This window comes from Streptosporangium sp. NPDC048886 (assembly GCF_055586905.1).
In genome coordinates this window covers 40,575-54,757 of the sequence record NZ_JBVJHH010000054.1, presented here as the reverse complement: position 1 = coordinate 54,757, position 14,183 = coordinate 40,575, and the positions used below count along the sequence as shown (strand labels likewise).

11 protein-coding genes are annotated in these 14,183 nt (G+C 73.5%); 7 read left to right on the top strand and 4 right to left on the bottom strand.

What is annotated here, in order from left to right:
• The 4 genes from ACZ6R6_RS43060 to ACZ6R6_RS43045 form a co-directional block, all read left to right on the top strand.
• Positions 1–1,085 (top strand): condensation domain-containing protein (locus ACZ6R6_RS43060; protein WP_470102720.1); only part of this gene is annotated, 1,085 nt, incomplete at its 5' end.
• Positions 1,072–4,974, top strand: a complete 3,903-nt coding sequence (locus ACZ6R6_RS43055; RefSeq protein ID WP_470102719.1) for an amino acid adenylation domain-containing protein — start codon at positions 1,072–1,074, stop codon at positions 4,972–4,974. The genes ACZ6R6_RS43060 and ACZ6R6_RS43055, both read left to right, overlap by 14 nt.
• On the top strand, positions 4,971–5,180 hold the full coding sequence (locus ACZ6R6_RS43050; RefSeq protein WP_451930438.1) for an MbtH family protein: 210 nt from the start codon (positions 4,971–4,973) through the stop codon (positions 5,178–5,180). The genes ACZ6R6_RS43055 and ACZ6R6_RS43050 overlap by 4 nt, the downstream gene beginning before the upstream one ends.
• Positions 5,181–5,262: 82 nt before the next feature.
• A complete protein-coding gene (locus ACZ6R6_RS43045) occupies positions 5,263–6,015 on the top strand; it encodes a thioesterase II family protein (protein WP_470102718.1) in 753 nt (250 codons plus the stop codon).
• A 70-nt stretch (positions 6,016–6,085) separates the two neighbouring features.
• On the opposite strand, the gene ACZ6R6_RS43040 is transcribed toward ACZ6R6_RS43045, so the two are convergent.
• From ACZ6R6_RS43040 to ACZ6R6_RS43030, 3 genes are all read right to left on the bottom strand, one after another.
• Positions 6,086–6,967: an esterase/lipase family protein gene (locus tag ACZ6R6_RS43040; RefSeq protein WP_470102717.1), complete on the bottom strand. Its 882-nt coding sequence runs from the start codon at positions 6,965–6,967 to the stop codon at positions 6,086–6,088.
• A 190-nt stretch (positions 6,968–7,157) separates the two neighbouring features.
• The gene (locus ACZ6R6_RS43035; protein WP_470102716.1) at positions 7,158–9,209 is read right to left on the bottom strand and encodes an acyltransferase family protein; all 2,052 of its coding nucleotides are present in this window, start codon (positions 9,207–9,209) and stop codon (positions 7,158–7,160) included.
• Positions 9,210–9,331: 122 nt separating this feature from the next.
• Positions 9,332–10,711 carry a glycosyltransferase family 2 protein gene (locus tag ACZ6R6_RS43030; RefSeq protein WP_470102715.1) on the bottom strand — a complete coding sequence of 460 codons (1,380 nt, stop codon included), beginning with the start codon at positions 10,709–10,711 and terminating at the stop codon, positions 9,332–9,334.
• Positions 10,712–11,196: 485 nt separating this feature from the next.
• On the opposite strand from ACZ6R6_RS43030, the gene ACZ6R6_RS43025 reads away from it, so the two are divergent.
• Complete coding sequence (locus tag ACZ6R6_RS43025; RefSeq protein ID WP_470102714.1) at positions 11,197–12,108, top strand: carbamate kinase; 912 nt, start codon at positions 11,197–11,199, stop codon at positions 12,106–12,108.
• 46 nt (positions 12,109–12,154) lie between these two features.
• A complete protein-coding gene (gene bar / locus ACZ6R6_RS43020) occupies positions 12,155–13,246 on the top strand; it encodes a barbiturase (RefSeq protein ID WP_470102713.1) in 1,092 nt (363 codons plus the stop codon).
• Positions 13,247–13,300: 54 nt separating this feature from the next.
• Here bar and ACZ6R6_RS43015 read toward each other — a convergent pair whose 3' ends face one another.
• Positions 13,301–13,426 (bottom strand): hypothetical protein, encoded by a 126-nt coding sequence (locus ACZ6R6_RS43015; RefSeq protein ID WP_470102712.1) that lies wholly within the window; start codon positions 13,424–13,426, stop codon positions 13,301–13,303.
• A 145-nt stretch (positions 13,427–13,571) separates the two neighbouring features.
• Here ACZ6R6_RS43015 and ACZ6R6_RS43010 point away from each other — a divergent pair, with 145 nt between their 5' ends.
• A complete protein-coding gene (locus tag ACZ6R6_RS43010) occupies positions 13,572–14,126 on the top strand; it encodes an SseB family protein (RefSeq protein WP_470102711.1) in 555 nt (184 codons plus the stop codon).
• Positions 14,127–14,183: the final 57 nt, after the last annotated feature.

Sequence of the window (14,183 nt, the reverse complement as noted above, 5' to 3'; positions counted from 1 at the left end):
TGGTGACGGTGCATCATCTGGCGGTCGACGCGGTGTCGTGGCGGATTCTGCTGCCGGATCTGTTCGCCGCCTGGCAGGCGGCCGTGCGGGGTGAGGTTGTCGCGTTGGCGCCGGTGCCGACCTCCTTCCGCAGCTGGGCCCGTCGCCTCCAGGACGAGGCCCGCGACCGGGCCGCTGAACTCGACCTCTGGACCCGGACACTCGGCGGCGGGACCGCGCGGCTGGATCCGGTTGTGGACACCTTCGGCACCCAGGGCCACCGGCTGGATCCGGTTGTGGACACCTTCGGCACCCAGGGCCATCTGACGCTCGAACTGCCCGCGGAGGTCACCGAGCCGCTGCTCACCCGGCTCCCGGCGGCCTTCCACGCCCGGGTCAACGACGTGCTGCTCGCCGGGCTGGCGCTGGCCGTGAGCAGGTGGAGCGGTCAGGACTCGGTCCTGCTGGACCTGGAGGGACACGGCCGGGAGGAGATCTTCCCCGGCGTCGACCTGTCCAGGACCGTCGGCTGGTTCACCACCATGTATCCCGTCCGGCTGGACCCCGGCCAGGCGGACTGGGCCGACCTGCGGGGTCCCACGGCGGGCCGGGCGATCAAACGGGTCAAGGAACAGCTCCGCGCCATCCCCGACAACGGGATCGGCTACGGCCTGCTCCGCCACCTCAACCCCGTGACCGCCGCCGAGCTGAGCCGGTACCCCGTCCCCGAGCTGGCCTTCAACTACCTCGGCCGGGTCGAGGCCGCCTCCGGCGCCGACTGGTCCCCGGCACCCGAATCCGACGCGGCCGGCGGCGGGCACGCGGCGGACCTCGCGCTCCCACACGCGCTGGAGGTCAACGCGGTCACCCGGGACACGCCCGACGGCCCCCGCCTCCGGGCGACCTGGTCCTGGGCGGGACGGCTGTACGCCGAGGCCGAGGTCAGGGAGCTGGCCGAGGCGTGGTTCGCCGCCCTCACCGGCCTGTCCATGCACACCGGCGGCGGCCTGACCCCCTCGGACCTGATGGTCTCCATCAGCCAGGAAGAGATCGACGCGTTCGCGGCGGAACTCGACGCGGAGTGGAGTGCCCGTGAGTCAGCTTGAGGACATCCTGCCGTTGTCGCCGCTGCAGCAGGGGCTGTTCTTCCACGCCCTGTTCGACGAGGCCGCGCCCGACGTCTACACCGCCCAGCTCGTGCTGGAGCTGGAAGGGCCCCTCGACGTCCCCGCCCTGAGGAACGCCGTGGCGACGCTGCTCCGCCGCCACGCCAACCTGCGCGCCTCGTTCCGGCAGCGGACCGGCGGCGAACCCGTCCAGCTTGTGCACCGCCGGGTCGAGGTCCCCTGGCGGGAGGTCGCCACCGCCGACGCCGCCGGGGTGGCCGCCGAGGAGCGGGCCCGCCGCTTCGATCTCACCAGACCTCCGCTGATGCGCTTCGTCCTGGTACGGCTCGCGCCGGACCGGCACCGGCTGGTCTTCACCAACCACCACATCCTGCTCGACGGCTGGTCCACCCCGCTGCTGGCCGCCGAGCTGCTGGCGCTCTACGGGGGTACGGAACCGCCCGCGGCCCCGCCGTACAAGGGGTATCTGGCCTGGCTGGCCGGCCAGGACCAGGCGGCGGCGGCCGGGGCCTGGGCGCGGGCCCTGGACGGGATCGCCGGGCCCACCCTGGTCGCCCCCGACCTCGCGGGCCGCCCGCCCGTCGACCCCGGCCGGGTCCGCGCCCATCTCAGCGAGGACCTCACCGGCCGTCTCACCGCCGCCCTGCGCGCCCGGTCGCTCACCCTCAACACGGTGGTCCAGGGCTCGTGGGCGCTGCTGCTCGCCCTGCTCACCGGCCGCGACGACGTCGTCTTCGGCGGCACCGTCTCCGGCCGGCCGCCCGAGCTGCCCGGCGTCGAGCGCATGATCGGCCTGTTCATCAACACGCTCCCGGTGCGGGTGCGGATCGATCCCGCCGAGACCCTGGCGGCCCTGCTCGGGCGGGTGCAGTCCGAACAGGCGGAGCTGTTCGCCCACCACCACCTCGGGCTCGCCGAGATCCAGCGCCTGCCCGGCCTGGGGCGGCTGTTCGACACCATGACCGTGCTGGAGAACTATCCCCTCGACCCCGCCGCCCTCGGCACCGCCGGGGACGGAGGGAGTCTGCGGCTCGCCGGGGCGTCGGGCACCGACGCCACCCACTACCCGCTCGCTCTGGCCGTCGTCCCCGGCAGGCGGCTCTCCCTGCGTCTGGACCACCGCCCCGACGTCGTCCCCCGTGCCGGCGCCCTCGGGCTCCTCAACCGCCTGACGCGCCTGCTCAAGGCCGTCGCCGCCGACCCCGACCTGCCGCTGGCCCGGCTCGACCTGCTGTCCGCCGACGAGCGCGGGCAGGTCCTGCACGGCTGGAACGGCGCAGCCGCGCCCGCTCCGGCCGAGGCGCCCTCCATCACCGAGGCGCCCGCCACCGCCGGGACGCCCGCTCCGGCCGAGGCGTCTCCCACCGGGACGCCCGCCCCGGCCGGGGACTCCCCCGCGGTCCCCGCCGCGGCGACGATCGTGACCGCCTTCGCCGAGCGGGTGGAGCGGACCCCGGACGCCGAGGCCGTCGTGAGCGGCGCGACCTCCCTCACCTACGCCGAGCTGAACGGGCGGGCCAACCGGCTGGCGCACCGGCTGATCGGGCTGGGCGTCCGGGCCGAGACCCCCGTCGCGGTCCTGCTCGAACGGTCGGCCGAGGTGGTCGTGGCGACCCTGGCGATCGCCAAGGCCGGGGGCGTGTACGTCCCGGTGCACCACGGCTACCCGGCCGGGCGGATGAGCTGGGTGATGGCCGACACCGGCGCGGCCGTCCTGATCACCGACCGCGAGCCCGGCTTCGGGCACGCCGCCGCGGTGGTCCGGGTCGACGCGGACCCGCCGCAGACCCTCGGGGAGGCCGGCCACGCGCCGCAGTACGACCCGCACGTGAGGATCCATCCCGACCGGCTCGCCTACGTGATGTACACCTCGGGTTCGACGGGCCGGCCCAAGGGCGTCGCCGTACGGCACCGCGACGTCCTGGCCCTGGCCGCCGACCGCCGATGGGCCGGCGGCCACCGGCGCGTGCTGATGCACTCGCCGCACGCCTTCGACGCCTCCACCTACGAGATCTGGGTGCCGCTGCTCAACGGCGGCACGGTCGTCGTGGCGCCGCCCGGCGACCCCGACCCCGGCTGGATCGGCGACCTCGTCGCCCGGCACCGGCTGACCGCCCTGTTCATCACCACCGCCCTGTTCAACCTGGTGGCCGAGGAGGCTCCGGGCACGTTCGCGGCGCTCGACGAGGTCCTCACCGGCGGGGAGGCGGCCTCGCCCGAGGCCATGCGCCGGGTCCGGGCGGCCTGCCCGGAGACCGCGCTCGGCCACGTCTACGGGCCCACCGAGACCACCACCTACGCCACCTACCACCGGGTCTCCCACGTCGGCCCGGCCGCGCCCCCCATCGGCCGGCCCATGGACGGCATGCGGGCCTACGTGCTGGACGGCCTGCTGCGGCCGGTCCCCCCGGGCGCCCCGGGCGAGCTGTATCTCGCCGGCTCCGGTCTGGCCCGCGGCTACCTGGGCCGTCCCGGGCTGACCGCCGAACGGTTCGTCGCCTGCCCGTACGGCGGGCGGATGTACCGGACCGGCGACCTGGTCAGCTGGTCGGCCGGCGGGGAGCTGGAGTATCTGGGGCGGGCCGACGACCAGGTCAAGATCCGCGGGTTCCGGATCGAGCCGGGCGAGATCGAGGCGGCGCTGTCGCGGCATCCCGAGGTCGCCCAGGTGTCGGTGATCGCCCGGGATCACCGGCTGGTCGCCTACGTGGTCGGCGCGGTCACCCCGCAGGAGCTGCGGCGGTTCGCGGCGCGGACGCTGCCCGAGTACATGGTGCCCTCCACGGTGGTGCCCCTGGCCGCGCTGCCGCTCACCCCGAACGGGAAGGTGGACCGCGCGGCTCTCCCCGGGCCGGACGCCGCGGTGTCCTCGCGCGCCCCCCGCACCCCCGCGGAGGAGGTGCTGTGCCGCCTGTTCGCCCAGGTGCTCGGCCTGGAGCGGGTCGGCGTCGACGACGGCTTCTTCGATCTGGGCGGCGACAGCATCAGCGTGATCCGGCTGGTCTCCCGGGCCAGGCAGGAGGGGCTGACGATCACCCCGCGCGAGGTGTTCGCGCGCCAGACGGTCGAGGCGCTGGCCGGTGCCGGCGGCCCGGAGACACGGCCGGAGGCGGGCGGCGGCCTGGAGGTGCTGCTCCCGCTGCGCGCCGCCGGCTCCCGGCCGCCGCTGTTCTGCGTGCACCCCGGCGCCGGGCTCGGCTGGCCGTACTCCGGCCTGCTCCGCCACCTCGGCCCCGACCAGCCGATCTACGCCCTCCAGGCCCGTGCCCTGTCCGAGCCTGACTACACGGCCCCGTCGATCGAGGCCATGGCCCTGGACTATCTCGGCCGCCTCCGTGAGGTCCAGCCGCGCGGGCCGTACCGGCTGGCGGGCTGGTCCATGGGCGGCCTGATCGCCCACGCGATGGCCGTCGAGCTGCGCGGGCACGGCGAGGAGGTGGCGCTGCTGGCCCTGCTGGACGCCTACCCCGGCGAGAGGATCGGCGCCGGCGGGGGCGAGGCGCTGCCCGGGCTGCTCGCCGCGGCCGGTTACCGGGGGCCGGAGGAGATGGGGGAGGTGGTGGAGTTCGTACGCGGTCAGGGCGGGCGGTACGCCACACTCGACGAACAGACATTGCTCGCGGTCTACCGCAATTACCGTAACGGTGTGAAGATCTCTCAGGAGCATGTGCCGCGGCGTTTCGACGGCGACGTGCTCCTCGTCATCGCCGCCCACGGCCGGGAGCCCGACATTCTCACGGCCGCCGACTGGAAGCCCTATGTCACCGGCACGATCGAAGACCACACGGTCGCCTGCGACCACGAGAGCATGTTGAACCCCGGGCCGATCGCGGAGATCGCCGCACTGCTCCGAAAGGAATTGGGATGAGCAACCCGTTCGAGAATCCCGACGGCGTCTACCTGGCACTGATCAACGATGAGGGCCAGTATTCGCTCTGGCCGTCCTGGGCGGAGATCCCGGCGGGCTGGACGGTCGCCTTCGGTGAGGACACCCGGCAGGCCTGCCTTGACCACATCGAGGCGAACTGGACCGACATGCGGCCCAAGAGCCTGATCAGAGCCATGGATCGATGAGCCGCACGGTCTTCGACGGACACGGGGGCCGGTGGGGCCGCGCGCACCGGCGCGGCCCCGGGGCCGCGGGCGCGGGGCGCGCGTGAGCTGGCTGCGCTGTTTCCATCGCCGCCCGAGAGCGACCACGAGGCTGATCTGTTTCGCGCACGCGGGCGGGTCGGCCACGGCCTACCGGGACTGGTCCGCGCTGCTGCCGGAGTCGGTCGAGGTGTACGGCGTGCAGCTGCCCGGCCGGGCCGACCGCTACACCGAGCCGCTGCCGGAGCACATGGAGGCGCTGGCCGGCGCGGTCGCCGAGGCGATGCCCCCGCTGCTGGACCGGCGTTTCGCGCTGTTCGGGCACAGCATGGGCGCGGTGACCGCCTATGAGGTCACGCGGGTGCTGGAGGCGCGGGGGACCGGCCCGGCGAGGCTGTTCGTGTCGGGGGCCACGGCCCCGCACGAGGCCAGGAGGAGAGGCGAGGTCTCGGCCTACGACGACGAGCGGCTCCTGGCCGAGCTGACCCGGCTCGGCGGCACCGACCTGGAGATCCTCTCCCATCCCGCGATGCGCGAACTCATCTTCCCCTACATCCGGGGTGACTACCGGCTCCTGGAGAACTACCACCACCGTCCGGGTCCCCCGCTGCGCACCCCGATCTCCGCCCTCGTCGGCGACGCCGATCCGGTGGTCACCACCGCCCAGGCCAAGTCCTGGGAGGCGCACACGGTCTCGGACTTCTCCCTGACGGTCTTCCCCGGCGGCCACTTCTACCTGCAGCCGCACCGGGCACAGGTGGTCGCCGAGGTCGCACAGCGGATGAGCGCCGCAGGCGTGGGCGGCGATCACGGCTGAGGACGCCGCCGGCGCCGCCGGTGGAGACGGGCTCCGCCGTCGACGACCGACCGGCAGGCGGAGGGGGCGCTCAGAGGATGAGGGCGAAACAGTCGGGCCGGTAGCCCTTGGGCAGCGGCCCGGGAGATTCCAGCGCCTTGTTGACGTAGGAGAGCATCACGGGGTCCAGCGTCTCCAGGTTGTGTCCGAGCGCTCCCTCGACGAGACCCTTGAGCGGGCAGTCGTCCTGGAGCATCCGGTTGGTGACCTGCTCCCGCGGCCCGTCGAGGAAGGTCGAGGCCGCCTCCTGCTCGGCCTTCAGGCCGAGGGCGGTGTAGCCGACCCCTGCTTCGACCATGGAGGGGGTGTTGAGCCGCTCCATCAGCGGCGAGTCGGTGCGGAGCTCGTCGCAGACCGTCTCCCACCCGCAGCTCTCGCGCAGCTCCCCGGTCAGCTCGTGGTGCGGGGCGCCCATCGTGATCAGCTCCGACACCCTGGGCGCCCCGCCCTCCAGCCGCATGTAGGCCCGGGGCACGATCCCGCCCAGGCTGTGCCCGACGATCGCCGCCTTCTCCGCCCCGGTGGCCTGGAGCACCCCCTCGACGAAGATCCCCAGCGCCCGGGCGGAGACCTCGATCGAGTTGCTCCACCCGTAGTCGAGCGCGAAGACGCAGTAGCCCTGCTTGCTCAGGTACGGCGCCGCCACCGGCCAGGTCACCGCCCCGGTGCTCTTGGCGCCGTGGACCAGGATCACCGGGTACGGCGAGCCCTCGCGGGGCCGGCAGCCGAAGTCGTTGGCGTCCTTCAGTCCGTCGGAGGCCATTCTCCTGGCCTCGGCGACCAGGTCCACCTCCGGGGCCGCAGTCGCCGTCTCCCGGTTCACCAGCGTGCCGGCCGCGAAGGTGAGGACCGCGAGCCCGGCCGCGGCGCACAGGACGATCACGACGATGTGGCCAAGACGGAGCCGACCCACTCGATCACTCCTCCGGAAAGGACGCGGAACAAGAGCCTTTCCCCGTCACCCGCCCGCGGTCTATGACCTGGCCGCGCCGGTTCCGCCCGTGGAGTTGGCGGCCCGCGACAACTTCCGGTTCAGGCCCTCCCGGCCGGGCCCCGAGCACCCGGCCGGAAGGGCGGTCATGAGGGGGACCGCGCGGCGGTCCTCACAGGACGGTGGGGATCAGGTCGAGGTCCTCCAGGTCCTGTTCGATCCGGGGGGCGAGCCGCGCCGCGAGGGTGTCGGTGATGTGCACGTCGTCGCGGTAGAGCACGATGCCGTCCAGTGCCGCGGGGCAGGTCGCGGCGGTGGCCGGGCAGAGCAGGGGGGTCACGTCCAGCAGGCGGACGCCGGGGCGCCCGCCCGCGGTGATCTGCTCGGCCAGCGGGTCGGGAGGCAGCCCGCGGCCGCGGGGGAAGGCGCAGTCGCCGGCCGGCCCGCCCGAAAGGCAGGCGGGCACGTCCTTACCGGGCAGCGGGGTGTCGCGCAGGTAGACCAGCGGGGCGCCGAGCCGGGTCAGCCGGTCGAGGGTGGAGTCCCAGGCGCGGGTCAGCGCGGCCCGGTCGGTCGCGTAGGCGTTGAGGGAGGCGACCAGGACCAGCCGGGGCGGGGGGCCGGCGGCGAGCCGCTTCAGCGCGTACTCGCGCCAGGTGTCGCACTCGTGGTACTCCCGGCCCAGGCGGGGGTCGACCACCGTGAGCCTGGGCAGCGGGCAGCCGGGCTTGGTCAGGACCTCAAGGGCCCAGCCCCTGCGCACGGCGACGCGCTCGGCGGCGGCGAACCACTGGCCGGCGTGGGAGTCGCCGACGAGGACGACCCTGTCCTTCGCGGCCGGGTCGCCGAACAGGCAGGCCGGGCTGGTCGTCGCGGTCAGCGCGACCTCGCACCCCTTCGACCGGGGGAAGTCGGTCCGGGCCTGGGCGGGCGGCGGCTGGAGCGCCGTGGCGGGGGCGTCGGCCACGGCGACCCGGGCGGTGGCCACATCCTGCACGGCTCCGCCGTTGAGCAGCAGCGCGGCGGCGACGGGGACCGTCACGGCGGTGCTGCCCAGGGCCAGGCCGCGCCTGGGCAGCGCGGTCACCACCTCCGACGTGCGCAGCGGGTTCTCCACCAGCTTCATGGTCAGCGCCGCCGGGACGGCCGAGGCCAGCACCAGCGCCAGCCGTACCGGCCAGGGCTGGGCGCCGAGCGCGGCCTCGGCGAGGACGAGGACCGGCCAGTGCCACAGGTACCAGGTGTAGGACAGCCGTCCGACCGCCCGGACGGGGGCCAGCGCCAGCAGTGCCGAGACCGGCGAGCGGAACAGGATGACGGCGACCGTGCCGAGCGTGGGGGCCAGGGCGGCCGTCCCGGGATAACGGGTCGTCGAGTCGAACACCACGACCGACCAGGCGATCGCCGCCGCTCCGGCCAAACCGAGCGCGGCCGGGACCGCTCCGGCGGCCGGGCGGGGGCGCCGTCCGGCCCCGCGCCCGGCGTCCGGGCCGTCCTGGACCGTGCCGGGCGGGCGCTCGCCGCGCGGCGGACGCAGGCGGGAGCTGTACGGCATGAGCAGGGCGGCGAGGGCCCCGGCGCCGAACTGCCATGCCCGCGAGGGCGAGGCGAGGTAGGCCAGGGGCTCGCTGAGAGCCGTCCAGCGCAGGGACAGGCCGAAGGAGGCGCAGGTCAGCGTCACGACGATGACCGCGACGGCGGGGACGGCGCCGCGGCCGAGGCGGCGGGCCACCAGGGCCGTCACCAGCAGCAGCGGCGCCCACAGGAGGTAGAACTGCTCCTCGACGGCCAGCGACCAGTAGTGCAGCAGGGGGCTGGGGTCGCGCGCGGCGGCCAGGTAGTCGGTCTGGGCGGCGACGGCGCGCCAGTTGGCGATCGACAGGGCGGCGGTGACCGCGTCGCCGGCGATGTCGCCGCCGCGCAGGGGCGGCAGCAGCAGCCAGGCTCCCAGCACGGTGGCGAGCAGCACGGTCCCGGCGGCCGGCAGCAGGCGCCGGGCCCGCCGGGCGTAGAACTCGGCCAGGGAGAAGCGCCCGCCGGCGGCGATGTCGCGCAGCAGCAGGCCGGTGATCAGGAAGCCGGAGACGACGAAGAACACGTCCACCCCGGCGAACCCCCCGGCCAGGCCGGGGACGGTGGCGTGGAAGGCCAGCACGGCCAGGACGGCCACCGCCCGCAGCCCTTCGATGTCGGGCCGGAAGCCGAGGTGATACCGCGGGGTCAAGGCGGTCGCTCCTTAGGAGGCGGGGAGAAGCGGCGGGAGTGCGGCGGAGCCGGAGGCGAGCAGGACGCCCAGCAGGAGCAGGGCGGTGATCGCCAGGGCCTCGGGCCAGCGGAACCGGTGGTTCAACGGAGGGTCCTCCACAGGTCGCGGATGAGGGGGAGGGTGATGTAGGTGGTGCCGCAGGCGAAGAGGGTCAGCGCCCAGTAGTCGTCCCAGCCGTGGACGGGGGCACGCAGGGCGATGCCGGCCCAGGTGGCGGCGGTCGTGACGGTCAGCCAGGCCAGAGCCGTCCGGCTGATCGAGGAGACCAGCCTGCTCCTGCCCGCGGCGGCCCCGCTCGGCACCCAGGCCGCCGCCTGGTCGCGCACCGCGTGCACGATGGAGACCAGGTGGCAGTAGGAGTAGAGGGTCTGCGCCCGGACCACCTCGAAGCGCCAGCGGCTCACCGAGACCGCCGGCAGCAGCACCAGCGCCACCCAGAGCGGCGCCACGAAGGGGATCATGTGCCAGGCCCGGACGTCCTCGGGGTAGAAGGCGAGCATGACGAGGCCGGGCAGTGGGACCGCCGCGATGTTGACGGCCGAGACGAAGTAGCTCAGGAAGCCGCTGTAGTAGGACAGCCGCACCCGCCAGGGCATCGGCGTGCGGTGGAAGTCGCGGTCGAACAGCAGGCTCATGCAGCCCATCGCCCACCGGTACTGCTGGGCGATGTAGGAGGCGACGTTGTCCGGGGACAGCCCCTTGGCCAGCAGCACCGGCACGTACTTGGTGCGGTAGCCGCGCCGCATCAGCTCGACGCTGGTGTGGATGTCCTCGCTGTGGTCGATCCTGGGGAAGCCGCCGATCTCCTCCAGCGTGGACCGGCGGTAGACCACGTTCGTGCCCACGCAGATCGCGCCGCCGTCGGCGTCCCTGGAGGGCTGCAGCCACCGGTAGAACATCTCCTGCGCCGCTCCGGCGGTCCGCTGCAGCCAGGGCATGTCCGGCGCGGTGTCGAAATACTGGGGAGACTGGGCCACGGCGATCTCCGGGTCCTCCAGGTAGGGGACCAGGTGGGCCAGGAAGTCCGGGCGCGGGCAGAAGTCGGCGTCGAAGACCGCGACGAGGTCGCCGGAGCTGATCGACAGGCCGTGGTTGAGGTTGCCCGCCTTCTTCAGGTGCCCCCGGTCGGCCCGGGAGCTGTAGCGGAAGCCGTACCGCTCCGCCAGGTCCGCCACCTCGGCGCGCGCGGCGTCGTCGAGCACCCAGACGGTGATCGGACCGTTCCACCGCAGGGCGGACAGGTGGCGGAAGGTGTTGTCCAGGATCGGCACCGGCTCGCCGCGGGTCGGCAGGAACACGTCCACGGCGGGCGTCCCCGCCGGCCGCCAGGACCGGACCAGCAGGTCGTGCGACTCCCACGTGGTGAGGCGCTGGCGCTGGCCGTCGACGAACGACATCGCCCAGCCCGCCAGGTTGAGCGCCAGCGCGGCGAAAAACGGCCACAGCGCGGGGTGGCGCATCGAGAAAAGGAGAACGGTGCCCGTGGTTAATGTCAGTGAAAGAGGCGCGCAGAGTAATACCCAACGCCTTTGCGGGCCGAAATAGAGTTTCAGCTCGCTGTCCGAGGGCGGCCGCGGAAGGTGGCGCACGGCCTCGTCAGAAGGTTTTTCCAGTAGTGCGTGCATGCGTAGGACCCCGATTTCCCAGCTGCGCGGGACGGATGACTTCCGTCTGTGGGACCAACTGTAAACAAACTTATCAGTGGCGTGCGAGCTGGCGGGTGAGGGGTGATGAAACACCGCGTTAACTGAATGAGATTCTGTACTGTGAAATATCCATGCTCGTTCTTATAAATGGCTATTTGTCCAATTCATCGGATCTTCGGATGTGTCCTAGATCACAGGCTGGCCCGGCCCGCTAACCGTGGAGTTCTGTCGAAGAACGGCCCCGCCTTGGGCAAAGAGTGCCCATGAGGCGGGCCGGGCAGGCCGTTAGCGTCGCCCGTGTGGGCGAACGAGTACTGATCGCGCTCGGCGGCAACGCGATGACGGCTCCCGACGGGAGCGCCTCGCCCGACGACCAGCGCCGGGCGGTGGAGGGGGCGATGCGTCACGTCACCGCCCTGATCGCGGCCGGCCACCAGGTGACCCTCACCCACGGCAACGGCCCCCAGGTCGGCAACCTGATCCTGAAGAACCAGATCGCGGCCGACGTCGTGCCCCCCGTGCCGCTCGACTGGTGCGGCGCGCAGACCCAGGCCACGATCGGCACGCTGGTGCTGAACGCCCTCGACGGCCGAGCCGTCGCCGTGGTGACCCGGACGCTCGTCGACCCCGGCGACCCGGCCTTCCTCGACCCGGTCAAGCCGATCGGCCGCTACTTCACCGAGGCGGAGGCCCGGCGCCTGGAGAGGTTCGGCCAGACCTGGCGCCGCTTCGACCGGGGCTGGCGCCGCGTGGTGGCCTCCCCGGAACCGCTGGAGATCCTCGACGCGCCCGCGGTGGCCGCGCTGGCGGCCGCCGGATTCACCGTCGTCGCGGCAGGCGGCGGGGGAGTGCCGGTGGCCCGCGACGCCGCCGGGCGGCTCACCGGGGTCGAGGCCGTGATCGACAAGGATCTGGCCGCCGCGCTGCTGGCGCGCGCCGTGGGCGCCACGGTCCTGGTGATCGCCACCGACGTGCCCGGGGCCGTCGTCGGGTTCGGCACGGCCCGCGCCCGGCCCCTCGGCCCCGTCACCGCGGCGGAGCTGCGCGTGTTGCACGCGGCCGGGCACTTCGCGGGAGGGAGCATGGGACCGAAGGTCGAGGCCGCGCTCCGCTTCGTCGAGGGGGGCGGCGGCCGGGCGGTGATCACTTCTCTCGAAGGCATCGGGGCGGCGGTCGGCGGGCAGACCGGCACCGTGGTGCGGAAAGAGTGAAACGACGCCATGACCTGTCGACACGACCTATCGAAAGGTGACAGCAATGCCGGAACCGATTGAAGTGCGCAAGGTGGCCATCGAGAGCGTGACCGACGCCTCCGGGCTGGCCAGGCTCATCGACGACGGGGTGATCGAGGCTCACCGGGTGCTGGCGGTCATCGGCAAGACCGAGGGCAACGGCGGGGTGAACGACTACACCCGGATCCTGGCCGACCGTGCCTTCCGCGAGGTGCTCGCCGCCAAGGGCCATCCGTCCCCCGAGAGCGTCCCGCTGGTGTGGTCCGGCGGCACCGACGGCGTGCTGAGCCCGCACGCGACGATCTTCGCCACCACGGCGCACGCCGAGCCGAGTGACGAGCCGCGCGTCAGCGTCGGCATCGCGATGAGCGAGGTGATCCTGCCCGAGGACATCGGCCGCCCCGCCATGGTGGAGAAGGTCGCCGCCGGGGTGCGCGAGGCCATGAAGATCGCCGGGATCGACGACCCCGCCGACGTCCACTACGTCCAGACCAAGACGCCCCTGCTGACCCTGGCCACGATCAACGACGCCAAGTCCCGGGGCAAGGACGTCGTCATCGAGGACACCGGCCCGTCCATGGACATCTCCAACTCCACCACCGCGCTCGGCGTCGCGGTCGCGCTCGGCGAGATCGAGATGCCCGCGGCCGAGCAGATCCACCGCGACCTGTCGCTGTACTCCTCCGTCGCGTCCTGCTCCTCGGGCGTCGAGCTGGACCGGGCGCAGATCGTGGTCGTCGGCAACGTGCGCGGCATCGGCGGCCGCTACCGGATCGGTCACTCGGTCATGAAGGACGCGCTGGACGCCGACGGCATCTGGGAGGCGATCCGCGGAAGCGGCATCGACCTGCCCGACCGGCCCCACCCGAGCGACCTGGGCGGCAGGCTGGTCAACGTCTTCATGAAGTGCGAGGCCGACCCGTCGGGCAGCGTCCGGGGGCGCCGCAACATCATGCTCGACGACTCCGACGTGCACTGGCACCGCCAGATCAAGGCCACCGTCGGCGGCGTCGCGGCCAGCGTCACCGGCGACCCGGCCGTCTTCGTCTCGGTCGCGGCGGTCCACCAGGGCCCCAGCGGCGGCGGTCCGGTCGCCGCCATCGCCGACCTCGGCTGATCCGCCCCGCGCGGCCGTGCCCCCCGTACGGCCGCGCGACCCGTGCCGGACGGGTCAGCCCCACAGCGTGTAGACGATCCCGAGGGTCGCGGCGAAGAACAGCAGCTCGACCGTGTAGCGGACCGTGCGCGCCGTCCGTGACTCCCCGGCCTGCCGACCGCGCTCGATCGTCTCCGGCATGACCCGCTCCTTCCATCGCATTTCCTGACGGATCGATCGTGGCCCGCCCGCCGGCCCGCGGTCATGGGGCTGTTGTCCCGGCTTTCCCGGGACCCCGGTCCCGGCGTTCCCTCCTCCCCTCCCGCCGCGGGTAGGCTCCGGACCCGTGCCGAGCATTCCCCAGCCCCTGGTCCCCGACGACGACGGAAGCGCCGACGCCTCCGTGGCGTCCGCTCTCGCTGCCCTGTCCGCCGGTACGGCGGACGCCGGCGCGGTGATATCCGCGCTGGGCGGAGCCCGGCTGCTCGTCCCGGTGGTGGCCCTGCTGACGGAGTCGGAGGTCGGCGAGCACGGGCTGCGGCAGGAGAAGGAGAGCGAGATGGCCCTGCCGAAGCTCATCGGCAACGACGGGCGCGAGGCGGTGCTCGCCTTCACCGGGACGGAGTCGCTGAAGCTCTGGCGCCCCGACGCCCGGCCGATCCAGGCCACCACCCTCCAGGTCTGCCAGGCGGCGGTGCACGAGAACGCGGCCGCCGTCGTGATCGACGTGGCGGGCCCGGTGCCCTTCGTGATCGAGGAGGGCGTCCTGCGGGCGTTCGCCGCGGTCGAGTCGGGCACCATCGACCAGCTGGGTCCCGAGGTCACCGTGGCGCGGATGGAAGAGGCCGCCCCGGCCGCCCGGCGGCGGCGGTTCGGCTGGCCCTTCCGCGGACGGAGCTGACCTCCCGGGCCGGTCCCATGCCCCGGGCCGTCCTGCGCCGAGGCGGTGACCCGGTCC

Coding starts and splice junctions, on each gene's coding strand:
- ACZ6R6_RS43015 (WP_470102712.1), bottom strand. CDS start 13,426: ATGCCGGAGACGATCGAGCGCGGTCGGCAGGCCGGGGAGTCACGGACG.
- ACZ6R6_RS43030 (WP_470102715.1), bottom strand. CDS start 10,711: ATGCGCCACCCCGCGCTGTGGCCGTTTTTCGCCGCGCTGGCGCTCAAC.
- ACZ6R6_RS43050 (WP_451930438.1), top strand. CDS start 4,971: ATGAGCAACCCGTTCGAGAATCCCGACGGCGTCTACCTGGCACTGATC.
- bar (WP_470102713.1), top strand. CDS start 12,155: ATGCCGGAACCGATTGAAGTGCGCAAGGTGGCCATCGAGAGCGTGACC.